Below are 25,317 nucleotides of genomic sequence, written 5' to 3' on the forward strand. Positions count from 1 at the left end.
AACCCTGAAAAAGGAAGTGCTGCAACATTTTTCACATCGTCTTCGTCCGGCGGAGAGGAAGAGCGGCTGTGCGGAGCCCGGAATCCGACGATCTCGGACGTCTTTCCGAGTTCCTCTGATGGCTTTCCGCGTCGTCGCCGCGTACTTTCCAGGCTCGCTGGGGCGGGAGGTGCGGGAATCGGACGACCGTCCCGGTACGGGGACAGGTCAGAGGGCGACGTAGTGGCTGGGAAGCCCGTCCTTGCACACCAGTTCGCCCAGCGACCGTGCCCGGCGGTGGGGCAGCAGGACCGGCACACCGTCCCTGCCGATCAGGAGGCAGGAGTGCCAGGGGGTGGTCCACTGGTCCTCGATCGCGAGCAGCCGGATCCCGAACTTCGCCGATCCGACCGGCTGGGGGTGGATCGACAGCCGGACGGAACTCGGGAACTGTTCCGCGATCAGGCTTCCCCAGGCGTTGCTGCGCTGGATGACCGCGTAGGCGCGATCTCGGCAGACGCGTTGGAGCGCGGACTTCGTGCCGGTGTGACCGGCAGCGTCCTCGACCAGGAACCGGGTGATGCCGCGGTAGAGACGGGTCATGTGCTCGTCGGTGCGGACCTCGGCGCGCAGCTCGTCCAGCGCCGGTGCGAACCGGTAGTGCACGCTGCGCCGCTTCTCGTCGTAGTCGGCGTCGCCCAGGACGTCACCGAGGTCGAAGACGTCGAGGTGCGTGCAGGCCTCCTGCCGGATCATTCCGCGCAGAGCGGCGCCATAAGCGTCGATGGTCTCGTCAGGAACGCCGATGTGGTCGCCGAAGACGTGTCCGTCGGAGCAGATCAGCATTTTGGCACCGGGCGGGTAGACCGCGGTGATCGCGCCGCACAGGTCGTCGAGGAACTTCAGCGACAACCGCTCGCCTTCGTCGGGTAACGTGCCGATCACCTTGTCGAGGTTCGGAGACTTGCACGGGAATCCCGGAATCGTGAACAGGATCGGGGCACCGGTCGCGGTGAACGAGGCGATCTGGGCGTGTTGGGGGCCGAACGCCGATACCGGTGCGTGCTCCTGACCGACCACGTGCCTGCGGTGTGGCAGGAGCAAACCCATTATCTCGGTGGTGATCCGCTCCTCGGCTGAGGAAAACTTCGTGAGCACAGCGTTCTCCAGTTGACTGATCGCGGAGTGGGAGCGCGTTTCCCGGCCCTTGGCGGGAAACGCGCGTGTGACAGCGGTCAGATCCGCCGGTCGTAGGTCACGGGCAGGGTGTTCACACCGCGGCCGAGCACGGCGCGGATCCAGGTGATGTCCTCGGGGTCGATCGCGAACCGCAGGCCGGGCAACCGCCGCAGCAGTGTGCCGAGTGCTGTCTGCAGTTCGACTCTCGCCAGCGCGGCCCCGGGACAGAAATGAGGTCCGTGGCCGAACGCCAGGTGAGGGTTGGGAGACCTCGTGAAGTCGAGTTCGTCGGGGTTGTCGAACCGGCGGGGATCCCGGTTGGCGGCGCACAGGGAGACGATCACCGAGTCACCGGCCGGCACCTCGGTGCCGTGCAGCTCGCTGTCCTCGGCGAAGAACCTCCACGTGGTCAGCTCGAACGCGGAGTCGAAGCGCAGCAGCTCCTCCACTGCGGACTGCAGCAGACCAGGGTCGTCCCTGAGCTCGGTGAGCCGCTCGGGCCGGCGCAGCAGTGCCATCAACGCGGTGCTGATCTGGTTGGTGACCGGTTCCTGGCCCGCGACGAGCAGCTGGAACACCATCGAGTCGAGTTCCTCGCGGGTCAGCACGCCGGTGTCGTGCGCCTCGACCAGGGTGCTCAGCAGATCGTCGCCGGGTTCCCCCCGCTTGGACGCCGTCACCTCGGCGATGTAGGTCTGCAGTCCGTGGAGCAGTGCCTCGTACCGGGGACGGCCGGGATCGTGAGGACCGACGGGCTGCACGACCTTTCCCCACTCGCGCCGGAACTGCCCGGCGAGTGGGCGCGGGAGGCCGATCACCTCGGCGAGGACCCGGAACGGGAAGTGCGCGGCGAAGCCGTCGATGATGTCGACGGGCCCCCGCGACGGCAGTGCGTCGACGAGGTCGTCGGCGAGGGACTCGAACCGCCGGCGCATCCGCTCTACCCGCGCTGGGGCGAACCAGTCCAGCACGAGCTTGCGCATGATGGTGTGCCGCGGGGCGTCCTGGTGCAGCAGGTGCACCTGCAGCTGGGAGTGCTGCGGTTCGGGCATGATCGACGCGCGCGCCCGCCACCGGTCGTTGCCCCTGGAGTGGTTCTTGCCGAGACGTCTGTCGGTCAGGGTGGCCAGCGCCGCGTCGTACCCCGTGACGAGCCAGGCGTGCACACCGCTGGGGAACTCGACCTGGTGCACCGGGCACGCCGCGCGCAGGTCGTCGTAGAGAGGGTAGGGATCGGTCTTGTAGGCCTCACCGGAAAGGCGAAGCGGGGTGTCGGACATGGGGATCTCCTCTGCGGTGGGGCTCACCAGTGCAGTCCTGGACGGTGGTGCTCGAGCCAGAGCCGGAGGTCCACGACGCGTTCCAGCCGGAGGCGGTGACCCCACTGCACCTGCTCGGGAGGGCAGTTCAGCAGCGGTTTGATCTGCGTCTCGTCGACGAGGGCCCGGACCGTGTCCGAGGTCAGCGCATCACGCGCCATCGCCTGCAGGCCGCTGTTGTAGTCGCGGTGGTGCGTGGTGGGGTAGTGGTTCTTCGGCCGCATCAGCACGGAATCGGGGACCAGGCCGCGCGCGGCGGCGCGCAGCACGCTCTTCTCCCTGCCGTCGAAAGCCTTGATGCGCCAGGGAACGGAGAACGCGTACTCGACCAGCCGGTGATCGCAGAAGGGGACCCGGACCTCCAGTCCCCGCGCCATGCTGAGCCGGTCCTTGCGGTGCAGGAGCTGGCGCAGCCACCGCGTGAGGGACAGGTGCTGCAGTTCTCGCTGCCGGTGTTCGACGGCGTCCTCGTCCGGCAGGTGCGGTACGGAGGCGAGGGCGTCGCTGTAGGTGTCCGCGCGATACTCGGCCATGCGCAGGACGGGCGCGAGGTCCGGGTGCATCGGCATGGCCGCGTCGTCACCCGTGACCAGCAACCAGGGGAAGGTCGCCGCTTCGAAGGCCCGCGCCGTGTGGAACCAGGGATAGCCCGCGAAGACCTCGTCCGCGGCCTCCCCGGAGAGCGCCACCGTCGAATGCTCGCGAATCCGCCCGAACAGCAGGTAGAGCGAGGTGTCCATGTCGCCGACGCCGATCGGTGAGTCGCGGCAGGCCACCACCGCCGTGCGGTGTGCGGGATCGAGCAGCTCGTGCGGATCGAGCACGACGGTGTCGTGGTCGGTGCCGATGAAGGCTCCGGCCTCCTCGGCGAACGGCGTGTCGTGTCCGGTGCGCAGGACGTCACCGGTGAACCGGCCTGCCTGGTCGACGTAGTCGACGGCGTAGGACCGCAGCGTGCTCCCGTACCGGTGCCGCAGTTCGTCCGCGGCGAGGGCGGTGACGACGCTGGAGTCCATGCCGCCGGACAGCAGGCTGCACAGGGGGACGTCGGCCTCCACCTGGGACCTCGTCGCCTCGGTGATCAAGGCCTTGGCGCGCGCCACGGTCTCTTCCTGCCCGTCCTCGTGCCGGTGGACCTCCAGTCGCCAGTACTCGCGTTCGCGGTGTCCCAGCCGGTCGAGTACGAGCAGCGCTCCGGGAGCCAGCTCGCGGACTCCGGACCACACCGTGGGACCCGTGTTGAACAGCAGGCCGTAGGCCTCGCGAAGGCCGTCGGCGTCCACCGCGGGATCGATCTCGGTGTGTGCGAAGAGCGCCTTCGGTTCGGAAGCGAATGCGATTCCACCGCGGATCCGCGCCCAGTAGAGGGGTTTCACACCCAGTCGGTCGCGCACGAGCAGCAGCCTTTGCTCGAGCGCGTCCCAGATGGCGAAGGCGTACATGCCGACCAGGCGGTCGACCAGGGCGTCTCCCCACTCGAGATAGCCGTGGAGCACGACCTCGGTGTCACTACTGGTGGTGAACCGGTGGCCGCGGCGACGGAGTTCGTCGCGCAGTTCGTGGTGGTTGTAGACCTCGCCGCTGTAGGTCAGCACGGCGTGGTCGCTCGCCATCGGCTGAGCGCCACCCTGGACGTCCAGCACCGCCAGCCTGCTGTGGCCGAACGCCGTGTGTTCCGACAGCCACGTACCGCTCGCGTCCGGCCCTCGCGGGGACAGCGTGTCGGTCATGGCGCGCAAGGTCGTGCTGCTGTCGGCGGGAAGCCCCGAAAAGCTCACCCAGCCGGTGATTCCGCACATGAGAAGCTCACTCCTTCAGACGGACAGTGGATTGCGGCCACGGGGGAACAGGAGGGGAACGGCGCCGCAGGCGGCGACCGTCGCGAGCCAGAGACCGGCGGAGGGACCGCCCGCGGTCCAGGCCGCGGTGGCGCACGCGGGGCCGAGGGTGAAACCCAGGCTGCGCGCCAGCTGCACCGTCGCACCCGCGGTCGCGGCCTTCTCCGCGGGAACCGAGGTCATCACCAGCAACTGGGCCGGACCGCCGTACAAGCCCATGCCGACACCCGCGACCAGCAACCTCCAGGCCACTTCTCCCTGTGTCCACTGCGGACCGAGGGTGAGCAGCGACGCCATGCCCACCGCGGTCAGAGCGGCTCCCGCCGGCGCGATGCGGTGAGCACCGAAGAGGTCGGCGAGCCTGCCCCCGACCGGGCCGGCGAGGCCCATCCCGGCGGCGAAGGCGAGCAGGGTCGTTCCCGTGGCGGTCGCGCTCAGCCGGTCGACCTCCTGCAGGCGCAGGCCCACCAGGTAGTTCATGGTCGCGAAAGCGAGCGCCAGCACCAGCACGGCGGCGTGGACGCCTCCGGTGCCCGACTCGTGGACGACCGCTCGCACCGGCCGGCCCGCGCCGCGGGACCAGACGACGAGCGCGACGAGTCCGGCGATGCAGAACGCCGCCCAGGTCGGGGAGCCGGTTGCGAACGTCAGTCCCAGCAGGACGAGACCGACCCCGCTCGCGGACAGCGCCGCGCCGCGGACCGACGAGAGATCCGGTGTGGTCCACCGGCCGGCCGGGTCGCCGTGCCGCAGCGTGAGCAGGAACGCCGCCAGGCAGACGGGGATCTTGACCAGGAAGACCGCCTGCCAGCCGAAGGCGTCCACGAGCGGTCCACCCGCGGCTGGCCCGATCACCGCTCCCAGCGGTCCCAGGGTCGCGGGCACGCTCATCGCACGACCGCGCAGCGCGGGTGGTGCTGACCGTGCGGCCACCACGGGCATCAGGACGAACAACGCGGCGCCGAACACCCCCTGGGCGATCCGGGCGCCGATCAGCCAGACCGGCCCGGACGCGGCTGCGGCGAGCAGGCCGCACGCGGCGAAACCCGCGACGGAGACCAGCAACACCGACCGCCCCGGGGCACCGTTCAGCCACATGCCCGCGGGCAGCAGCAGGGCCACGACGGGTAGCTGGTAACCCAGGACCGCCCACTGAGCGGTCTCCTGGTCGATGTCGAGTTCACGGGAGATGTCGACCAGCGCGACGTTGACGACGCTCATGTCGAGCATCGCGATGAAGGCCAGCAGGCCCGCGACGGCCACCATGGACCAGTTCGCCCTGTCCTCAACAGCCATGGCCGCCCCTTGCCCGCATCGTCCACTTCGTACTGGGCCGAAGCTAGGTCCACGCGCGGCGAATCAGCTGCTGTGGAGCGAAAAGTCAGAAGAATGTGGAAATCGGAAGGCGGGCGTTCCGGCGGCCCGGTCCCCTCGTTACGGTCCGGCACGACGGGGGTCGACGGACGTATCTCCTGGAGGAGTCTTCATGCACAACGATTCCACGAATCGGTTCGTCCACAGGGGATCACGCGTGGTGCCGGTGCTCACCGCGCTGGCGCTCTTCGTGACTTCCTGCGGGACAGGCGATCCTGACGCAACGAGCCGATCATCGGCGTCGTCCACCTCGAACCCGGGAGGCGAGAACAGGCGTCCGTCATGTCCGGCGCTGCCGGTGCTCGACGCTCCGCCGAAGAGAATCGTGACCATGGACGGCGCCGCGGCGGCCGTGATCAGCGATCTCGGACTGGGCGAGCGGATCGTCGGCACGGCCGCGCCGGACCTGTTCGCGGCGCTGCCTGCCGAGAAGAAGGCGCTGCTGGAGCGGATCCCCGTGCTCGATCCGGGACAGGGCAACGCGGAGAAGGTGATCGCCGCCGGTCCCGATCTCGTGGTCGGTGTCTCGGTCTACAGCTTCGGCGGGTTCGACGGAACCCCCAGCGTCGACAGGCTCGCGCAAGCCGGCGCCGCGGTGGTGGTGGCCTGTGACTCCGAGGCGCGCGGAACGGTCAAGGACCTTTCGGCGACGGTCCGTTTCGTCACCGGTCTGGCCGGCGTCCTCGGTGTCGAGGAGGCGGGACGGCGTCTCGTCCGCGAGATCCAGTCCTCAGTGGACTCCGTTCGCGCCGATGGCCGTCCGCCGGTTCGGGTGCTGGCGATCTCCGGCCCGCCGGCCGCGGGGCAGACGGTCATGACGCAGGGCGGAACCAGCCTGGCCAACGGCGTGATCACGTTGGCGGGGGGCGCGAACGTCGCCGAGGACGCGTTGACCGACTTCGTCAGCCTGAGCGCGGAGGAGATCGTGGCCCGTGACCCGGAGGCGATCGTGGTGGTGTCCGGCTTCTCCCGCGAAGGAGAGGCCGAGCTCGCCGCGGCCATTCGCGCGAGCGCTGTTCTCTCCCGCACCACCGCGGTCAGGGAGAACCGCATCGTCGTCGTGCCGCAGAGCATCCTGTTGTCCCCCAGCACCGCGAACGGTCTGGCCGTGCGGCGGATCGCCGAAGCGCTGCGCCGGCCTGCCTCATGAGCACCAGGACGACCAGGTCCGAGCGGACGCCGTTGCTCGGCACCACGAAGAGCGGACCGCTGACCGCCGTGCTGCTGGCCGTGCTGCTCGGCTCGATGGTGGTCGCCATCGGGGTGGGACCCGTGACCGTTCCGACCGGTGAGGTCTGGGACGTGGTGCTGCACCACCTGTTCGGCACCGGCGAACCGGGCCGGTTCGACTTCATCGTGTGGGAGCTGAGGGCGCCGCGGGTGCTCCAGGGCGCCTTCGTCGGAGCGGCCCTCGCGGTCGCCGGGCTGCTGACCCAGGCGATGACCCGCAACCCGCTCGGCGAACCGTACGTGCTGGGGCTCTCCTCCGGTGCGGCCGTCGGGGCGGTGCTCGTGATCACCACGATCGGCTCGACCGCGCTGGGCCTGCTGACCCTGCCCGCCGCCGCCTTCGGTGGAGCACTGCTCACCGCCGTGGCCGTGTTCGCGTTGTCCCGCTCGGGCAGCGTGATGTCGCCGGGGCGGATGGTGATGGCCGGCGTCGCGGTCGCCCAGCTCCTGTCCGGGGTCGTGTCGTTCCTGCTGTTGCGGACCAAGGACCCCGAGGCGCAGCAACAGGTGTTGTTCTGGCTCCTGGGAAGCTTCGCGGGAGCGGAGTGGGCGCTCGCGGCGGCGTGTGCGGCGCTCGTCTCCGTGATGCTGGTCGTGGCGCTCGCGCTCGGAGGCAGGCTCAACCTGCTGGTGCTCGGTGACGACGCGGCCGCGGCGCTCGGGCTGGACGCGGCTCGGCTCCGGGCGGTGCTGCTCGTCGTGGTGACACTGCTGACGGGCTGCGCGGTGGCGGTGTCCGGCAGCATCGGCTTCGTCGGTCTGGTGGTGCCCAACCTCACCCGGCTCCTGGTCGGTGCGGACCACCGGCGTGCAGCACCTGTTGCGGCGCTGCTCGGGGCACTGGTGCTCGTCTGGGCCGACACCGCCGCCCGTCTGGTGCTCGCCCCGACCGAACTCCCGATCGGCATCCTGACCGCCGCGGTCGGCGTCCCGGTGTTCCTCGTGGTACTGCGCAGGAGTTCGGCCATGACGACGGGAGTGTCGTGAAACTGACTTTCACCGGCGTCACCGCGGGGTACGCACAGGTTCCCGCGCTGAGGAACGTCGGCGTCACGATCGCCGAAGGTGAGTTCGTCGCTCTCGTCGGCCCGAACGGCAGCGGCAAGTCCACGCTGCTCAAAACCGTGTACCGCGCGCTGCGTCCTACCGCCGGGACGGTCGTGCTCGGGTCCGAAGACCTGTGGCGGCTGCCGCATCGCGAGGTGGCGTGCCATGTGGGTGTGCTGGGTCAGGACCACGGGGGCCATCACGACTTCACCGTCCTGGAGTCGGTCGCACTCGGGCGCTACCCCCACCTGGGCACGTTCGCCCGGCTGACGGACGAGGACCACGAGATCGTGCGCGAGGCGCTGGAACGGTGCCACTGCGGCGATCTCGCCTCGCGGACGTTGTCGACGCTGTCGGGCGGACAGCGCCAGCGCGTGCTGCTCGCCAGGGCCATCGCCCAGCGACCGAAGCTGCTCCTGCTGGACGAACCGACCAACCACCTCGATCCCGAGCACCAGATCGCCGCGCTGGAACTGGCGTCCTCCCTGGGGGTCACGGTGGTGGCGGCGCTGCACTCGCTGGATCTGGCGGCGCAGTACGCGGACACGGTGCTGGTGTTGCGCGGAGGCGCGGTCCGTGAGTCCGGGCCACCGCGGTCGGTCTTCGTTCCCGAGTTGCTGAGAGAGGTGTTCCGGGTGGACGGATGCGTTGTCGACGATTCGTTCACCGGCGCGCCCAGGGTGCTGCTGCGGCGTCTCGAGCTTCGAGGGGAACCCGGAGGCGACTCCAAGCCGTGATCACCACCGGCGGTGCCCGGATCTGGAACACGGAGGAGTCGTCAGCTGCTTCCGCGGCCCAGGGGACCGGATGTGGCCGAACGACCTGCCGGGATCGAGGAGGACACCCGGTCACCGCATGTGCAAGGCCTGTTCGACCGGTCGGACACCACGGCTCTAGGCGTTTTCGGAAAGTGGCTGGTCCGACGAGCGGAAATGACCGGATCGTTCCGGGAAACACCTGCTCCGAGGCACTGCAAAGCTTGCAAACGTCTTGTGCTGCCTGTGCACTGTGCACGTCGACGCAGCCGAGGGGGAAACGTGATGGAAGTCGAATGCCGACCTGTCGAGGCCGAGCTCAGCGCCGCGACAGGGCCGGCGCCGGCCCTGTCGCGCTCCAGCCGCGCCGATGTGCTGGGTGTGGTGGGGGAGTTGACGATGTGGGTCGGGGAGCAGAGCCGGTCCGGCATCGACACCGGCGAGGTCGCGGCGCTGTTCCCGCGGCTGCGCGAGGTGGCGTCGCGGTGTGCGCGTCGGGGGGACCCGCTGCCCCCTCTGCTGATGACCGCGCGCGCGGAACTGCTGACCGGCCTGGCGCGTGCCGGCAGTCCCCGGATCGCGGTCAGTGCCGCCGAGCGGGCCTCCGGCCGCGTCGCGCGCGAGTTGTTCGTCGGATATCACAGGGCTGGCGACCGGTCGTCGGCACTGACAGTGGCCGTGGTGGTCCCGCAGGCCGGTGGTCGTGTGCCGGGCGCGTCTCTGCCCGCCGACCTCGCGCTGTGCGAGACCTTGCCCGATCGCCTGCGTATCACCCTGACCGGCACTCCGGCACAGACACGCGCCCTGTTGACCGGATCGTGCGCCGACGTCGCGGGCGGCCACTGGACCGGTCTGGCGGCAGTGGCCGACGACCTCGCCGGACCGAGTTCGCGCGCGCACTCGATCGCCCTGATCGCGCGTGCGCTCGGGTACCGGCCGGGTGCCTACGACAGTTCGGACGTCCTGGTCGAGCTGCTGGCGAGCGAGGACAGCCGCGCGGTCGCGGCGCTGTTGCCGATGATCGAGCCGGTCATGGTCGACGACGTGCTCCGCCGGACGCTCACCGCGCTGGTGGCGGTGGACGGCAATCGGAACCTGGCGGCCAGGAGGTTGTTCGTGCACCGCAGTACGCTCGACTACCGCCTGACGAAGATCCACGCCCTCACCGGCCGCCACCCCGCGAGCCCGCGTGACCTGGCTGTGCTGAGTGCCGCCGTGGCCGCGCACGCCAGGGCGACCACGGCCTCGACCGCACAGTCCGGTGATCCCGCGTGACGGACGCGGGATCACCGGAGTCGGACGACCGGGGAGCCGGCGCCCTCGTGCGGTCCTGCCGTGACGAACCGGCGGTGGCATGGCCTTCGCCCTGACCACCGGACGCCCTGCGTTCGTCCTCCGCGAACGTGATCGGGTGGGTTCCCGCTGACGCTCACACGCTGTCGGGGTAGGTGTCTCCCAGCGTGAGGACCAGCCACCACACCGCCGCGCCGCTGACCGACCTCGGGTCCACACCGGACGAGCGGGCGATCCTGTCCAACCGGTAGGTCAGGGTGGACCTGTGCACCCCCAGCCGCTCGGCGGTGCGTGCCAGGTTGAGGTCGTTCTTGAGGAACTCGTCCAACGACTCGCGCAATCCGTTGCCGGTGTCCAGGTCCGCCAGCAACCGCGACAGGCGTGCGCTGGTGGCGGTGTCTCCCGCCACCGCGGACAGCACATCGATCTTGGGGCCGGTGAGCACGCTGGCGGCCCGGACCGGTCGAACGGGCTGGGTCGCGATCCAGCGCCGGACGTGCGCGAGCGACCTCGGCACCTCATCGCGCGTCGCCTCGACCGCCACGACCGCCGCGCCGATCGTCGCGCCGGAGCACAACACGTCCAGCGAGTCGTCGAGCCACGTGGCCGGAGCGGCGTCCAGGTCGCCGACCACGGAGAGGTGAGCACGGTCGGGACGCCACACCGTCCACCACCACTCGGGCCGCTGCCGGATGTCCATCAACTTCCGCACGGCCGTCTCGTCGGAGCGGAGCATGAGAACGAACACCCGCTGGGGCAGGTGGCTCAGCACGTTCCACGACGGCGTCTCCTCGAGAGCGACAGCGTCCAGAGCCCAGTTGCGGGCGTGGTCCTCGCGCCGCTGCAACGCGTACACCGCGGGGGAACTCTCCATCAGGCGCACGGCGTTCCTGTGCGCTTTGCCGAAGAAGGACGCGTGCCACTCGCCGATCGGCCGCATGCACTGCAGCAACCTGTCGTCGGGGAGGGCGTCGAGGAGGATGCGGACCACCTCCGAGTGCGCGGAGCGGCTGTAGCGCAGCAGGGTGTGCAGGTCCAGGAACTCGTCGCGCAGCGCGGTGGCGGACCAGTCCCACGCACGCTGCTGCAGTTCCCACTCCACGTCGGTGGTCAACTCGGTCCGCAGATCACCCGCCAGGCGGAGGAACACCTCGATGGAGTTCGCCATGTGCACCTCCATGGCCTCCCTCGTGTAGCGCTTCCCGCGCGGGGTGACCGAGGGCGAGGCGGCCATGCACACGTCGGTGACCCGTCGCGCGATGCTCTCGCGGTTCGACAGCAGGTCCCCGCACACCTCGGGGATGACCGGCATCTTTTCCTCTCGTGGCATGGAGCCCTCCAAGCTGGTGGCCGTCCGACTATTGCTGATGTGGCTCCAGCCTGCCTTCTTCGGCAGGTGGTCGCTATGTCGTGGGCCGGGTCGCGAACATTTAGATGTATGGCTTCGACCATTATCGACATCATTCCTGCCTTCTGTCCATCCGCAAATGGCGGTGGGGCGGGCGCGGGGCGTCCGCGATCTGCGGATTGTTCGTGTAGCGGCCGAATAATCGCAGGTAGGAGCGGTCTCGTGGTGGTGGCGTGGGGTGGCGCTCGACGCGTGCCGCCCGCCGGTCGCCGTCGCCGCGTCCGCCGAGCGGGTTGTCATTGGAATTGGTCGTGCCATTTGTGTTCCGCCGCGCCGGGTGGCCTATGCTGCACGTGTCAGGATGTATTCGTCGGCATCGCCGATCGGAATGGTCGCGATTTCAATCATCGTTCCGCTCGGTGGAACTGAGAACTTGTTTCACTTTCCGGAGGCGCGGATGTCGAGCGCAGTGCACGAGAAGCCGGGCACCGGCCTCGGGCTGGTGGGGCGTGAGTGTGAGAGCGCGGCGGCCCTGCATCGTGTGGAGACCGCGGTGCGTGGGGCTCACCAGCTCCTGCTCGTGCAGGGACCCGCGGGCATCGGGAAGAGCGCCCTCCTGCGTGACGTGCTCGATCGCGCGGACCTGGGGCAGGGAGCGACGGTGCTGCGTGCCTGCTGCCGTTCCAGCACGCGCGACACCCCCTACGGGGCGGTACGGGAACTCCTGGCTCCGCTGGACCTGTTGAGGTCCGCCGCCACGCGGCCGTCCCTCCTGCACTCCGGGGCTCGCTGGGCCGTCCCGGCCCTGGCGCCGCCCCCGGACGGCCCCGTGGAACCAGGCTCGTCCTCCACCTACGCCGTGATGCACGGCCTCTACTGGCTCGCCGTCAACATCATGGCGTCGGGCCCGCTCGTACTGGCGATCGACGACGCCCACCAGGCCGACCAGCGTTCCCTGCACTGGCTCGGCTACCTCCTGCGTCGCACCCAGGACATGCCTCTCTGCGTCGTCCTCACCACTCGCACCCCGGTGCCCGAGCCCGTGGCCGGATTCGCCGCACAGGACGACGCCGCGGTGCTGGATCTCGGCCCGTTGCCCGCCGACGCGATCGACCGGCTCGTCGCCGGCGCGCTCCCCGACGAACCCGATCCCGGGTTTCTCGCCGAGTGCCGACGCCTGTCCGGGGGAAATCCCCTCGTCCTGAGCCAGGTTCTCAGCCGGCTCACCGACTTCCGGGCGCCCGCCCGTTCCCGGCTGGTCGCCGATCTCGACGTCGTCACCGCCTCGGTGGCCGGGCGGCTCGCCGCCCATCCCGAGTACGTCACGAGGGTGGCGAGGGCGGTGGCGGTGCTGGAAACCGGCGACCTGGAGCTCGTCGCGGCTCTGTCCAAAGTGCCGACCAGTGCCGTCGATGCCGCCGTCACCCTGCTGCGCGCCGACGAACTGCTCACGCGCGAGGGCGACAGGTTCGTCCACGAGCTGGTTCGGGACGGCGTGCTCGCCGGAGTACCGAGCGGCGACATCGCGCACACCCGTGCCCTGGCGGCACGACTGCTCGCCGATGCGGGCCGGACGCCGGAGGTCGTCGCCGCGCAGCTGCTGATGCTGCCCAGGATCGACGCGCGGTGGATGCGGAACGTGCTCACCGCGGCCGCGGACGACGCAGCGCGCCGTGGTGACCCCGACGCCGGGGCACGGTGTCTGGCCCCGCTGATCGACGCCGATCCCGGCGATCCCGTCCTCCGTGCGCGGTTCGCGGCTCTGCTGGCACACGGTGAACCGGTCATCGCGCTCGCCCACCTGCGTGAGGCCCTCGGACTGACCACCGATCCCCGACTGCGAGCGCACATCGCCGTGCAGCTCGGCTCGGTGGCTCTGGCCGTGCAGCAGACCCCCGCTGCCGTCGCGGTCCTCGCGTCGGCGCTGGGCGCGCTGGAGGCCGAGCTCGGCCCGGATCCGGAGCCGGGCGACGCAGAGCTGCTGCACCGTGTTCGTGCTGCGCTCCTGTTGTGCGGCATGGACAAGAAGGACACCGTGCGCCAGGTCCAGCGCAGGGTCGGCGCCATGGCCGAACCCCGTGGTGACACGCCCGCCGAACGTCAGCTGCTGGCCATGCTCGCCGTCGCCGACGCGATGGCGGGCAGGCCCGTGCGGCAGGCCGTGAACCGGGCCAGACGTTCCCTGGTGCTCGACGAGGCCGACGGTGGCGGCTGGACGGCCCTGGCAGCGGCGATGGTGCTCGACCTCGGGGGAGAACTGCAGGACGCCGTGGCCGCCATCGACCGCGTGATCGTGCGCAGCCGTGCGGACGGGGCTGCGTGGACGCACTGCCTCGGACTGAGCTCGCGCGCGCTGACGCTGTGCAACGCCGGCGAGTTCGCGGAAGCCTCGGTCGACGCGCAACTCGCCCTGGAGTCGGCACGACAGGAGTCCTGGCACGCGCGGAGCGTCCAGCCGGCGGTGGGTGTCGCCCAGGTGCTCGTGCACCAGGGCGAGGCCCGCCGCGCTCTCGAGCTGCTCGCGTCCGTCACCCGGCCCGACCTCGACGACTTCCTGGTGGAGAACCACTACCACCGCCTGGCACGGGCTTTGGCGCACGCCGCTCTCGGTGACGTCGAGGAAGCCCTGGACGACCTGCTGTGGTGCGGGCGCAGTCTCGCGGAAGCAGGAGTGACCAACCCGCTGTTCGTGCCCTGGTGGTCCGAAGCCGCACTGCTGCTCGCCGATCACGGACGCGGGGCCGAGGCGGCCAGGCTCGTCGACCACGGCGAGGAGTTGACCGAGCGGTGGAACGTGCCGAGGGCGCGCGGGCTGGTACTGCTGACCCGCGCGGCCGTCTGCGGACCAGCGACAGCCGTGAGCCTGCTGGCCGAGGCGGTCGAAGTCCTGGACGTGTCCGCCGCGCGTTACGACCTGCATCGCGCGGAACACCTCCTCGGGCTGGCACTGGCCGAACGCGACGACCTCCGCGGTGCCCGCGCGCACCTGCGCCGGGCGGTCGACCTCGCCACCCGCTGCGGTGCCACCGATGCGGCTTCCCGATCACGAGCGCTGCTGGTGCGGGCCGGCGGCCGCATGCGCCTCACGGCGCGGACGCGCGCCGACGTCCTGACCGGTAGCGAGCGCCGGGTGGCGGGACTGGCCGCGACCGGGGCCTCGAACCGCGAAATAGCCGAATCGCTCTTCGTCACGCCCCGCACGGTGGAGGTCCACCTGACCAATGCCTACCGGAAGCTGGGTATCGCCGGCCGGGCCGAACTCGCGCTCGCGCTCACCGAACCGGGAGGGTGACCGGTGTTCCCCCTGCACGCCGCGTCCCCGCCGTTCCTGGTCGAAAGAGAGGCCGAAACCGATGCGCTGGAACGCTTTCTCCGAGATGTCTCCCGAGGCCGGTCGGGGGCGGTGGCCGTCGCCGGCCCCCACGGTTCCGGCCGGACGGCGTTGTTGTCCCACGCGGCGCACGGCGCGGCGCGGGTCGGCCTGCGCGTCGCGACCGCTCGCGCCCGGCTGTCCGAAAAGGACGTCGAGTGGGCCGTGGCCGCCCAGTGGCGTGACTGCCTGCGGGGGGACGGGGCCCGCTGGCCCGCGCTGGACCGCGTGACACCGGCGCGAAAGGACGCCGTGCTGATGTCCGCCTGCTCGGCGGTGCTGGCCACGACTCACCGCGCACCGCTGCTCCTCCTGCTCGACGACGCGCACCTGTCCGACCGGAGTTCCGCCGATCTGCTCGTCGCGCTGCTGCGCCGACTGCGGCAGGGACCGCTGGGCATCGTGTTCGCCACGAGCGGAGAGCACCGGTTCGACCAGGTCTGCGACGACCTGATGCACACGCTTCGGCCGCGTCCGCTGACCGCTGCTGGTGTGGAGGTGCTGTGCCGGCCGCACTTCGACGACGATGCCGTCGTCGCGGCACTGGCATCTTCGTCCGCGGGTATGCCCGGGATTCTCGTTCCCGCTCTCGCCGACGCCGATGATCCGGCAGGAGGTTCCGGAGAACTGCGCGTCATCGCCGCGGCCGACAGGCACCGGCGTGCCGCCACCGACCGCGTGCTGGCTTGCCTGCCACCCGAGGCCCTGCACCTGGCTCGGCTGATCTGCGTGGCGCGAGGCGACCTCGACCTGACCGAGTTGAGCGTCGCCACGGGGTCGCGTGGCATACCGAGCGGAACCCTGAATCTGCTGCGGGACAACGGACTTCTGGAGGTCGCCCCGGGTCGGCCGACCCTGACGGACATCGCCGCGGAGCAGGTCTTCGCCGGCATGAGTCCCCGAGCGCGACGCGCACTGCATGCCGCTGTGGCGGCGGTCGCCCACGGCGTGGCCGCGCCGCAGGAGACGATGGCCCGCCTCCTGCTCGGAGCGGACACGGCGGGGACGACGTGGGCGCCGGACGTGTCACGCCGATGCGGTGGTCGTGCGCTGCGCGAGGGCGACGACCGGACAGCGGCGGCCTTGCTGACCCAGGCCGCGACGGAGACCACCGACGAGGTCGAGCGTTCGCGTCTCGCCCTCGAACTCGCCTGCGCCCACACGCGCGACCACCCGGTCGCCTGCACCCGCGCACTGAGCTCCGCGGCGACCGGCGGCCACCACCGGACGGAAGCCGTGGACCTGTTGCTGCTCCTTGGTGAGGTGGACACCGTGTGCCGTTCCACGGCCGCGGCGAACCGGTACGACGACCCGGCGCTGCACGGTCTGCGGCGCATCGCCGCGCTCGCCCTCGGCCGGGGCGCCGGCGATCCCGTGGACCAGCGGCCGGAGCGGCATCCGGTCCTGGCCGGGGCCGAGGCGTGGCGACTGGCCCTGGTGGGGGAGGACAGGGCGAGGGTCCGCGAGCTCGCGGCGATCGGGGCGACGGACCACCCGCACGTCTCGGCTCGACTGGTCGCGTGCACCGCGCTCGTCCTGGCCGATGACCTCGACGACGCTCGTGGCGCGCTGGACGACGTGCTCACCACCGCGCTGCGCCGGGGTGTGCGCGCCGCGGGCGCCGCCGCCTCTTTCCAGATCGCCGACGCCGCCCACCGGGCCGGACGTCTCGACGACGCCGGTCACCACCTCGACCTGGCGCTGGAGCTGTTGCCACTCGGTGCCTGGTCGAGGCACAACCACGATCTGCCCGTGTCCGCACGGGCGCTCCTGGAACTGCACGGCGGGAACGTCGACGGTGCGCGTGGCGTTCTGGCGCTCGCCGATCCCGCGGCCGAATCCGGCTGGGGCAGCCTCCTGCACGCTCGCGCCGCTGTCGCCCTGGCATCGGGTGACCCGGCGGGAGCCCTCCGCGACCTGCTCGACTGCGGACGACGCCTCACCGGTCGCGGCTGGCACAACCCGGCTGTGCTCGACTGGCGGACGTTGGCCGCCGAAGCCCTTCACCGGTTGGAACGCACAGCCGAAGCGCGTAGCTTGCTCGCCGACGTGCGCCGTAGCGCAGCGAGGTGGGGCACGACCACCTGCGTGGGAGCGGCCCGGCTGGCCGCGGGGCGCTGGGGCGGGGTGACCTCGCCCGCGCGGACTCTCGCCCAGGCCGAGCGCGTGCTGCGCCGGTCACCGTCGCGCCTGCTGCACGTGGAGGCCCAGGTCGAGCTCGCCTCCGCCCTGCTGCCGCTGGGCGAGCCGGAAGAGGCCGCGCGGCTGGCGGAACAGGCTGTTCGCACCGCACGCGGCCACGCCTCACGGCCCCTTGCCCTGCGCGCCGCGGCAGTGCGGAGCGAGGCGGAGGAAAGGGTCGTGCCGGACGCGGCGGGACTGAGCGCCGCCGTCTTGTCCGAGTTGTCGCCTTCCCAGGCCAAGGCCGCGCGATCGGCCCTGCTGGGGTTGAGCAACGCCGAGATCGCCACCGAGTCGGGCGTCACCCGCCGCGCGGTCGAACTGCAGCTGACCGCCGCTTACCGCAAGCTCGGCGTGGCCGGGCGCGGTGAGCTGCTCGACCTGCTGACGAGGCGGTGACCTGTGCTGGCAGAAAGGGAGCCGCAGATCACGCGCATCATGCACGCCATCGCGGAAGCGGCGGGGAATCGGGGCAGCCTGCTGCTGCTCACCGGACCGAGCGGCACCGGCACCACCTCGTTGCTCCAGGTCGCTCGTGACCTCGCCACCTCGCAGGGTGCCGCGGTGCTCAGCGCGGTCGCCGCCACCGCCGAGCGCGATTTCCCGTTCGGTGTGCTGCGCCAGTTGTACGAACCTCTCATCGCCGGTCTCACCGACACCGATCGGACGGCCGTCATGGACGGGGTCGCCGACTTCGTGCGTCCGGTTTTCGCCGCCGACGGCTGCAGCGCCGACGCGGAGTCGCTCGCGCCGGTCCCGCACGCGGTTCTGCACGGTACGCGTCATCTGCTGTCCGTGGTCGGACGGCACCGACCGGTCGTGCTCCTCGTCGACGACCTCCAATGGGCCGACGTGGAATCACTGCGGTGCCTCGGCTACGTCGCGCATCGCCTGGCGGGACTGAGCGTCGTGATCGTCGCCTCACTGCGGCCGGGCCTGCCCGAGTCGGAGTCCGAACTGGTCAGGGCGGTCGCCGACGGGGCGGCGGAGGTCCTGCGCACAGGCCCGCTGTCCGACGAGGGTGTGCGCACGACGATCCGGCTCGTGTGCGGCGCGGACGCCACTGAGCGGTTCACCGCGGCCGCTGTGGCGGCCTCGCGCGGGACGCCGCTGGTGCTGCGGACGCTCCTGTCCGATCTGGCCCAGTCAGGTCTGCGTCCCGATGACGCCGGCGCGGAGAACCTGCTGAGCGCCAGGCCTCGAGCGCTGCGCAGCTGGTACGCCTTCCTGTTGCGGTCCCTGCCTGCCCAGGCTCTGTCCTACGCCGCGGCACTGTCGTTCCTGGGCGACGCGGCCGACGCGCGGCTGGTCGGCGAGATCGCCGGACTCGACCACGTCGAGTGCGGCATCATCACCCGCAACCTGCAGGCTCTCGGACTGATCGTCCCGGACCGGACACCCCGCTTCAGCCATCCCGCAGCTCACGACGCGGTACGCGACACCACGGGGGTGGCCGAAGCCGAGCGGCTGCACATCGCTGCGGCCCGGGCATTGCATCGGATGGGACATCCTGCGGAGCAGGTGGCCGCGCACCTGCTGGCCGTGCCCTCGCCGCAGGGTGTCTGGGCCGTGGACGCCCTGCGTGACGCCGTGAGGGCGGCCGCCCGGCGTGGGGCCTCCTCCGACGCCGCCCGCTACCTGCGCCGGGCGCTGCTCGACACGCCCGCGCACGCCGAGAGGCGCGGCACTTTGCTGGTGGAGCTCGCGGCGGTGGTGTCCGCCACGGACCCCGAGGTCGCGTCCCGCCATCTGCTCCAGGCGCTCCCGCTGCTGCCTGACGGAGCCGGTCGCGCCGAGGCGCTCGTCGAGGTTCCGGTCGTCTGCTGGCGCGCTGCCCCCGAGGAGGTCACCGACGCCGCACGCTCCCTCCTCGCCGACGCCGGTGGTGTCGACCTCGAGCACCGCATGCGTGTCGAGGCGCGGCTCGTGCTGCTCGCAGAGGACCGCCGCGCCGTCGGTGACGCCACGCGCCGACTCGCCGGGGAGGACCGGGCCAGGCTGCTCGCGACACCGGGCGGACGTGAGCTGCTGGCGGCGTTGCTCCGAGCAGCGGCGCTGGGCGCGGGTATGTCCTGTGCGGACGTCGTCGCCGCGGCCTCCGATCTGCTGGCCGCGGTGTCGCCTGAGGATCCCGGCATCGCCGACACCGTCGCGGCACTGGTCGAGACCTTCGTGCTCGCCGACCGGCCCGACGCCGTGGCCACCGTCCTGGACATGGCGGCACACGAGGTTCGTCGTCGTGCGGATCCTATCGCGATCGCCACGCTCGAAGACGCTACGGTGCTCGCCCTGCTCGCCCAAGGGCTCGTCGGCGTGAGCCTGGAGCTGATGTCCGAACAGGCCTCGTGCAGGCCGGTCGCCGCCTCCGCCCTCCTGGTGGGCGCGATCCTGACACTGCCGGACCTCGATCGAGCTCGGTGGCTGCTGGCCGATCCGGTCGGGTCCGAGCACCCGGTGATCACCGCGTTCCGCCAGGCGCTGCGAGCGATCGAGGAGAGCCCCGACTCCCTGGCGACACGCGTGCAGCGGCTCCTCGACTGCGGACGGTGCCTCGACCGCGTCGGGTGGAGCAACCCCGCGGTGTTCCCGTGGCGCTCCCACGCCGCCGAACTGCTGCACCGGCTCGGTGACCACGCCGCGGCGCTCGAGCTCGTCCGCGCGGAACTGGCGGCGGCCGTGCGGTGGGGCGGAAGGCAGGCGATCGGGCGAGCGCAGCGCGCGGTCGGCGTTGCGGAGCCCGGCGCGGCAGGCGTCCACGCCACTCGGGAAGCCCTCGACACGGTGAGCCGCTCCGGGAACCGGTGGGAGTTGGCGCGCACCGAAGCGCAGTTGTCCTTCCTGCTCAGGGACTCCGATCCGGATGAGTCTGCCCGGCTTGCGGCACGTGCCCGCGCGACCGCTGAGGCGTGCGGCGTCCGTCTTCAGGGCCTTCACGACGCCCCCGTACCGCTGAAGCGTCCGCGGGACGGCTTGCCGCGCCCGTCCGGGTTGACTCCGGCGGAACTGCGCGTCGCGGGACTGGCCGCCGCCGGCCTGACGAACCAGATGATCGCGGAAGAGCTCGACGTCAGTTCCCGCGCCGTCGAGAAACACCTCACGAACGTGTACCGCAAGCTCGGTGTCTCCGGCCGCACCGCACTCCGCGACGCCCTCGGGACGCGCTTCGAGCCGGATAGCTGAGTCGTACCAGGGGCGTCACCTGATGCTCATGCACGCGTGTCGACCACCAGACCGGGTCGCGCCTGAGCTGTCCGGGGCGGCGGGACCACACGAGCCCCGCCGCTCAGGCGGCGGCCGCACTCAGCACGAGGTCGATCGCGGACAGCACTTCCTCAGCGGGCGGGAGTGGGCGGTGCGCCTCGGGAGCCACGACCCACCGCGGGCTGTACTCGGTGTCCGGGAGTTCCACCACCGGCCACGCGAGCATCGTCACGCCCGGCCGCACGTGCCCCTCGGGGACAGTCGCGGTCGAGGTCAAGAACACCCAGACGCCGTCGAAGCGGCGCAGGACCGGCCCGCACGCGGGCATCGCCGCGACGACCCCGAGTGCGACGTCCTGCTCGACCACCACAGCGCCCGGCGCTCGCATGCACAGGCAACGCTGCCCGACCACGATCCACGCCGGCCACCCCAGCTGTTCCTCGTAGCGGGTGCGCTCGCGAGCCAGGCGGTGCAGCCACTCGGGCGCTCGTCCGTCGTCCTTTCCGGTTCCTGTCATCGCCCGCTCCCTCCGACGTCACGTCATCCGACCTGAATGGTGGACGCGGGAGAGCCGGGAAACCCCTAGCTGTGCCGTTCGGAGCCCTCGTGCCCGGCAACGCTGCGGAAGACCTCCTGCCGAACGGCGGCCACGACGCCTTCCACGACGACGGCGGGTTCGGTGCGAGGGACGTCAGCCGCTGCGGCGCCCGATGCCGAGCGCGATCCACCACAGAGCGGCACCCTCGGTCGTCCTCGGGTCCACGCCCGTCATCCTGACCACCCGGTCGAGGCGGTAGACCAAAGTGGACCGGTGGACCGCCAGCAGTTCCGACGCCCTGCTGAGGTTCAGGTCGCAGCTCAGCAACGTGTGCACGGAATGCATCAGCTCACCGGAGTCGGAGATCCGCGCCAGCATTCCCACGAACCGGTCGGACGCGGCCGGTGTCGTCACGATCGAGTCGAGCACCTCGAGCCTGTTGGCCGACAGCACCTCACCCGGTCGCAGCGGCGCGGTCCGGTAGTCCGCGACCTTCGACCGCAGAGCCGAAAGGATGCGGGGCAGCTCCACCCGGCAGCCGCTGTCGGCCGCGATCACTCCGTGGGCGGAGCTGTCCGGGCGCAACGCGAGCATGGTCGTGGTGATCCAGTCGCCGGGCTCCCTGTCGAGGTCGCCGACGACGACGAGTTGCTCGGCTGTCGGCCGCCACACCGTCCACCAGGAGTCCGGGCGCTCCTCACCGTCGAGCATCTCGCGGATCACCTGTGCACCGGCCCTGATGACCACCGCGTAGGTCCTCGCGGGTATCTGGTCCGCTTCGTCCGCGTCGAGTTCGGAACCAGGTGAGGTGATGATGTGGAGCAGCCAGTTGCGGTGCTGGTCACCGGTCCGCTGCCGGCCGTGCACCGGAGGCGTCGTCCGCAGCGCCTCGGATGCTCTGCCGTGTGCTTCGGAGAAGAACCCGTCGTGCCAGGCGCCCAGCGGACCGAGCAGGCTCACGACGTGATCGTTCGGAATGGCGGCGAGGAGTCTCCGCATGACCAGCACGTGCGCCGAGGTGCTGAGCTTGAGCAAGCCGGGAAGGTCGAGGACACCGAGGTCGAGCGCGCTCCTCGCCCAGCCCAGGGCGGTGGCGCGCATGTCCCACTCGTGGTCGGTCTCCACCGAGGGGCGGAGGTCTCGCGCCAGACCGAGGAACACGGTGATGGAGGGGGTCAGGCTGATCTCCATGTCCACGCCCCCGGCCAGCCGCAGCGCCTCGTCGAGAGCTCGGTGACCTGGTGAGCTGGTCGCCACCTCGGCGACGAGCTTGTCCACGTCGGCGAGCATGTCGCCGCACGTCTCCGCCAGAACACGCGTGCTCGACACCATCAGCGATCCTCCGACCCCAGGTAGCCCGGCCTCTGACCGTCGCACGTCGATTGTCGTGGGAACACGGGCATGATGCCCGACGAGAGCACGCCTGTCAGCGGGCGGCAGGTCGCGATGAGACGGTGACCCACCCGGCCGATCCGCGACGGAGGGGCTTCTCTAGGTGTTTCTCCGATTCCTCCGTGGCACCGTGATCAGCGATTCGTGTTGAGGCCTCGCGCCGGCCGCTCGGCCACGCTGAGGCGAGGCGCGACGCCGGTGCCTCCTGCTGCGCTCCCGCAGCCGGACGGCGCTGGGAGCACGCCCACGCACGTGCGGCCCGGCGCGGGATCTCCCGTGCCGCGGGTCGTGACCGGTGACGCGGAAGAGGAAACGGTGTCGACGCAGACTCAGGACGAGCGGAACAAGTGGCTGCGGCATTACGGCCCGGCCCCGGACGGCGCTCCGCGGTTGGTGTGCTTTCCCCACGCGGGCGGCTCCGCGAGCTGGTTCCACCCGCTGTCGGGAGCCCTCGCGCCCGCGGTGGCCGTGGTCGCCGTGCAGTACCCGGGCAGGCAGGACAGGCGGGCCGAGCGACCTCTGGACACCGTCGAGGAGTTGGCCGACCGCATCGCACCGCTGCTCGCGGAACCCGGCGGACCGTTGTTGTTCTTCGGCCACAGCATGGGGGCCGCGGTGGCGTTCGAGGTCGCGCGGCGACTGGTCGAAGGCGGCCATCCAGGTCCGGAGCACTTCTTCGCTTCCGGGCGTCGTGCGCCCGGCAGGACGCGCGACGAGACGGTGCACCTGATGGACGACCGGGGTCTGCTGGCGGAGGTCGTCGCGCTGGGCGGCACCGACCCGAAGAGCCTGGGCGACGAGGACCTGATCGCGATGGTCCTCCCGCCGATGAGAGCGGACTACCGAGCCATCGAGACCTATCGATGTGCTCCAGGTGAGCCGCTGCGCTGCCCGGTCACGGTCCTCACCGGTGACGCCGATCCCAAGACCTCGCTGGACGAGGCACGAGCCTGGAGCGAGCACACGTCGGCGGTGTGCGACATGCGGGTCTTCCGAGGCGGGCACTTCTTCCTGGTCGACCACCAGGCCGAGGTCGAGGACCTGGTGCGCGGAGTGGCGCGGCGGCTGGCTGCCGCCGCGCGTCGGACCTGAGCGCTTCGGGGACGGTCGCGTGCCGGTGTGCGCACCGGCTGGTCATCGCACGGGGGACACGCGGGCCGTGCTCCGGCGGACTGCGAGGTGGGTCGGCAGCAGGATGTCCTGCTGGGGGGCACCGGGTCCGGACAGCTGCTCCAGCAGGAGCCTGCCCAGCAGCCTGCCTTGTTCCGGAACCGGCTGAGCCACCGTCGTGAGTTCCATCGGTTCCGCCAGTTCGTGGTCGTCGAACCCGATGAGTGAAATGTCCTCCGGCACCCTCAGCCCGTGGCGGCGCAACGATCCCAATGCCCCGAAGGCCATCTCGTCCGACACCGCGAACACCGCGGTCGGTGCGGGGAAGCGGCTGAGCAACTGGGACATCGCCTGGTCACCGCCCGCCGCCGTGAAGTCCCCGTCGGCCCGCCACTCGGCGCGAGGCTCGACACCGGCCGAACGCAGCGTGTCCTGGTACGCCTTGAGCCTGTCGGTGCCGGCGGTGAAGCCGAGGTCCACGTTGCCCTGGCCGGTGATGATCCCGATGTCGCGGTGGCCCAGGTTGATCAGGTGGTGGACGGCTGTGGTAGCTGCCGCGTAGTCGTCGATCCGCACACCGGGATGCTCGGAGACGCGCACCCCCAGGGTGGCGATCGGGATGCGCAGCTGCTCCAACGCGGCGATCTCGTGATCGCGCAACGGCAGGCACAACACAGCCAGCGCGTCGACGCGCCTGCGCACCGGCAACTCGGTGAAGAACCTGTGCCGCTGCTCGTCGTCCAGACCGACGCTGTAGAGCACCAGGTCGAACCCGTATCGACGGAGTTCCTGTTCAGCGTTCACGATCACTTTGCTGAAGAACCAGCGGTCGACGAACGGGACGACGAAACCGATGGAGTTGGTCTTCCCCGAGGCGAAGCTGGAGGCGTTGAACGCCGCGACGTAACCGAGTTCGCGTGCGGCCAGCTCCACCTTGTCGCGTGTGGGTGCGGCGACACTGCTGAGGCCCCGCAACGCCCTCGAAGCGGTCGCGAGCGACACGCCCGCTCTGTCCGCGACGTCCTTCAGGGAGACCTCGTCGGCCACCGGGTTCCCACCACCCCACTGATCACTCGAGTGCGTTGAGCGAAACGGTACTCGAAGGTGAACGGCGCAGCGACGCGACCGGACCAACAGTAAACTGGGCGAACGGGCTTGGAGGACCGTGCTGACATCGGCACGACAGCGATGGGGAGAACATGCGGTCGTCAAGCGGAGAGGACGGTCTGCTGGCAGGCCCGGACGGCTCGCTACCGGGATCCGCACTGGGCTTGGTGGTGCCCTCCCTCGCGAATCCGTTCTGGGGCGCGCTCGCCCGTGAGCTCGAACAGGTGTCCGCGCGTGACGGTTACCAGCTGAGGGTGTGCAACAGCGAGCGCGATCGCGGCCGCGAGTTCCGGTACGTCGAGCAGCTCCTGAACGAGGGGGTGCGAGGGCTCGTCACCTGTTCGTCCTCGCGGGACATGAGCCACCTCGTGCCCCTCATCGAACGAGGAGCCCGGGTCGTGGCCGTGGACCGCTCGGCGAAACCCGGAGATCCGGCCTGCGTGGCGAACGTCTGCGTCGACAACGCGGCGGGCATCCGGCTGGCGGTCGACCACCTGCGGTCCCTGGGGCATCGCCGGATCTGCTACGTCTCCGCTCCCATCCCCAGCGTCAGCCGGGATGAGCGGTCGAGCGCTTTCGCGGCCGCTGTCGCGGAGTCCGGCCTGGAGGAGGACGAGTGTGCGGTGTGGCCGCCGCGTGCCCACGTCCCGTTCGGTGACACCGCGCTGGCGGAGCTCGGGCGCACGGCCGCGTGCGAGCTGCTCACCGGTGAGGAGGACCAGGCCACGGCGTTCATCTGCGTCAACGACATGTGTGCGCTCGGGTTCTCCAGCGGGGCGTTGGATCTCGGCTACCGCATCCCCGACGACATCTCGGTGGTGGGGTTCGACGACGTGCTCCTGGCAGCGTTCTTCCACCCCCCTCTGACCACGGTCAGGCAGCCGCTCGCAGTGATGGCCGAGGCCGCGTTCGCCGCTGTGAGGGGGATGGTCGAGGGCGGCGATCGGCCGACCGGGAGCACCGTGGTGGTACAGCCGGAGTTGGTCGTGCGGGGATCCGCCGGACCGGTTCGCACGCGCTGCACCCGCGGCTGAGGTGCCGGAGTTCGCTGTCCGC

The 25,317-nt window shown here is 70.9% G+C and carries 17 protein-coding genes; 9 read left to right on the top strand and 8 right to left on the bottom strand.

From position 1 onward, the window contains the following. Positions 1-207: 207 nt before the first annotated feature. From ND450_RS07910 to ND450_RS07925, 4 genes are all read right to left on the bottom strand, one after another. Complete coding sequence (locus tag ND450_RS07910) at positions 208-1,137, bottom strand: L-tyrosine/L-tryptophan isonitrile synthase family protein (RefSeq protein ID WP_253325507.1); 930 nt, start codon at positions 1,135-1,137, stop codon at positions 208-210. 77 nt (positions 1,138-1,214) lie between these two features. Further along, entirely contained in the window at positions 1,215-2,438 is a 1,224-nt protein-coding gene (locus ND450_RS07915) for a cytochrome P450 (protein WP_253325508.1), read from the bottom strand. 23 nt (positions 2,439-2,461) lie between these two features. Next, complete coding sequence (asnB, locus tag ND450_RS07920) at positions 2,462-4,276, bottom strand: asparagine synthase (glutamine-hydrolyzing) (protein ID WP_253325509.1); 1,815 nt, start codon at positions 4,274-4,276, stop codon at positions 2,462-2,464. Positions 4,277-4,291: 15 nt separating this feature from the next. Continuing rightward, positions 4,292-5,611 (bottom strand): MFS transporter, encoded by a 1,320-nt coding sequence (locus ND450_RS07925; RefSeq protein ID WP_253325510.1) that lies wholly within the window; start codon positions 5,609-5,611, stop codon positions 4,292-4,294. A gap of 409 nt (positions 5,612-6,020) precedes the next feature. On the opposite strand from ND450_RS07925, the gene ND450_RS07930 reads away from it, so the two are divergent. The 4 genes from ND450_RS07930 to ND450_RS07945 all read left to right on the top strand — a co-directional run bounded on the left by ND450_RS07930 (position 6,021) and on the right by ND450_RS07945 (position 9,996). Further along, positions 6,021-6,839: an ABC transporter substrate-binding protein gene (locus ND450_RS07930; protein ID WP_253325511.1), complete on the top strand. Its 819-nt coding sequence runs from the start codon at positions 6,021-6,023 to the stop codon at positions 6,837-6,839. Continuing rightward, entirely contained in the window at positions 6,836-7,906 is a 1,071-nt protein-coding gene (locus tag ND450_RS07935) for an iron ABC transporter permease (protein WP_253325512.1), read from the top strand. The genes ND450_RS07930 and ND450_RS07935 overlap by 4 nt, the downstream gene beginning before the upstream one ends. After that, positions 7,903-8,703 (top strand): ABC transporter ATP-binding protein, encoded by an 801-nt coding sequence (locus tag ND450_RS07940; RefSeq protein ID WP_253325513.1) that lies wholly within the window; start codon positions 7,903-7,905, stop codon positions 8,701-8,703. Before ND450_RS07935 ends, ND450_RS07940 begins: the two co-directional genes overlap by 4 nt. A gap of 303 nt (positions 8,704-9,006) precedes the next feature. After that, positions 9,007-9,996 (top strand): PucR family transcriptional regulator, encoded by a 990-nt coding sequence (locus tag ND450_RS07945; RefSeq protein WP_253327878.1) that lies wholly within the window; start codon positions 9,007-9,009, stop codon positions 9,994-9,996. A 154-nt stretch (positions 9,997-10,150) separates the two neighbouring features. Here ND450_RS07945 and ND450_RS07950 read toward each other — a convergent pair whose 3' ends face one another. Next, positions 10,151-11,344: a helix-turn-helix domain-containing protein gene (locus ND450_RS07950; protein ID WP_253325514.1), complete on the bottom strand. Its 1,194-nt coding sequence runs from the start codon at positions 11,342-11,344 to the stop codon at positions 10,151-10,153. A 475-nt stretch (positions 11,345-11,819) separates the two neighbouring features. On the opposite strand from ND450_RS07950, the gene ND450_RS07955 reads away from it, so the two are divergent. The 3 genes from ND450_RS07955 to ND450_RS07965 are packed head-to-tail and all read left to right on the top strand — an operon-like array spanning position 11,820 to position 20,093. Then, positions 11,820-14,654 carry an AAA family ATPase gene (locus ND450_RS07955; RefSeq protein ID WP_253325515.1) on the top strand — a complete coding sequence of 945 codons (2,835 nt, stop codon included), beginning with the start codon at positions 11,820-11,822 and terminating at the stop codon, positions 14,652-14,654. Between the two features lie 3 nt (positions 14,655-14,657). Then, the gene (locus tag ND450_RS07960) at positions 14,658-17,312 is read left to right on the top strand and encodes an AAA family ATPase (RefSeq protein WP_253325516.1); all 2,655 of its coding nucleotides are present in this window, start codon (positions 14,658-14,660) and stop codon (positions 17,310-17,312) included. A gap of 3 nt (positions 17,313-17,315) precedes the next feature. Continuing rightward, a complete protein-coding gene (locus tag ND450_RS07965; protein ID WP_253325517.1) occupies positions 17,316-20,093 on the top strand; it encodes an AAA family ATPase in 2,778 nt (925 codons plus the stop codon). A 103-nt stretch (positions 20,094-20,196) separates the two neighbouring features. Here ND450_RS07965 and ND450_RS07970 read toward each other — a convergent pair whose 3' ends face one another. Both ND450_RS07970 and ND450_RS07975 read right to left on the bottom strand, forming a co-directional pair. Further along, complete coding sequence (locus ND450_RS07970; RefSeq protein WP_253325518.1) at positions 20,197-20,631, bottom strand: hypothetical protein; 435 nt, start codon at positions 20,629-20,631, stop codon at positions 20,197-20,199. A gap of 174 nt (positions 20,632-20,805) precedes the next feature. Next, positions 20,806-21,984, bottom strand: coding sequence for a helix-turn-helix domain-containing protein (locus ND450_RS07975; protein ID WP_253325519.1), 1,179 nt, complete (start codon positions 21,982-21,984; stop codon positions 20,806-20,808). Between the two features lie 375 nt (positions 21,985-22,359). Between ND450_RS07975 and ND450_RS07980 the strand changes: the two genes are divergently transcribed. After that, positions 22,360-23,136, top strand: coding sequence for a thioesterase II family protein (locus ND450_RS07980; RefSeq protein WP_253325520.1), 777 nt, complete (start codon positions 22,360-22,362; stop codon positions 23,134-23,136). Between the two features lie 42 nt (positions 23,137-23,178). Here ND450_RS07980 and ND450_RS07985 read toward each other — a convergent pair whose 3' ends face one another. Further along, positions 23,179-24,201 carry a LacI family DNA-binding transcriptional regulator gene (locus ND450_RS07985; protein ID WP_253325521.1) on the bottom strand — a complete coding sequence of 341 codons (1,023 nt, stop codon included), beginning with the start codon at positions 24,199-24,201 and terminating at the stop codon, positions 23,179-23,181. Positions 24,202-24,353: 152 nt separating this feature from the next. Between ND450_RS07985 and ND450_RS07990 the strand changes: the two genes are divergently transcribed. Beyond that, on the top strand, positions 24,354-25,295 hold the full coding sequence (locus tag ND450_RS07990) for a substrate-binding domain-containing protein (protein ID WP_253325522.1): 942 nt from the start codon (positions 24,354-24,356) through the stop codon (positions 25,293-25,295). Positions 25,296-25,317: the final 22 nt, after the last annotated feature.

This window comes from Lentzea sp. HUAS12, assembly GCF_024125735.1.
Taxonomy (GTDB): domain Bacteria; phylum Actinomycetota; class Actinomycetes; order Mycobacteriales; family Pseudonocardiaceae; genus Lentzea; species Lentzea albida.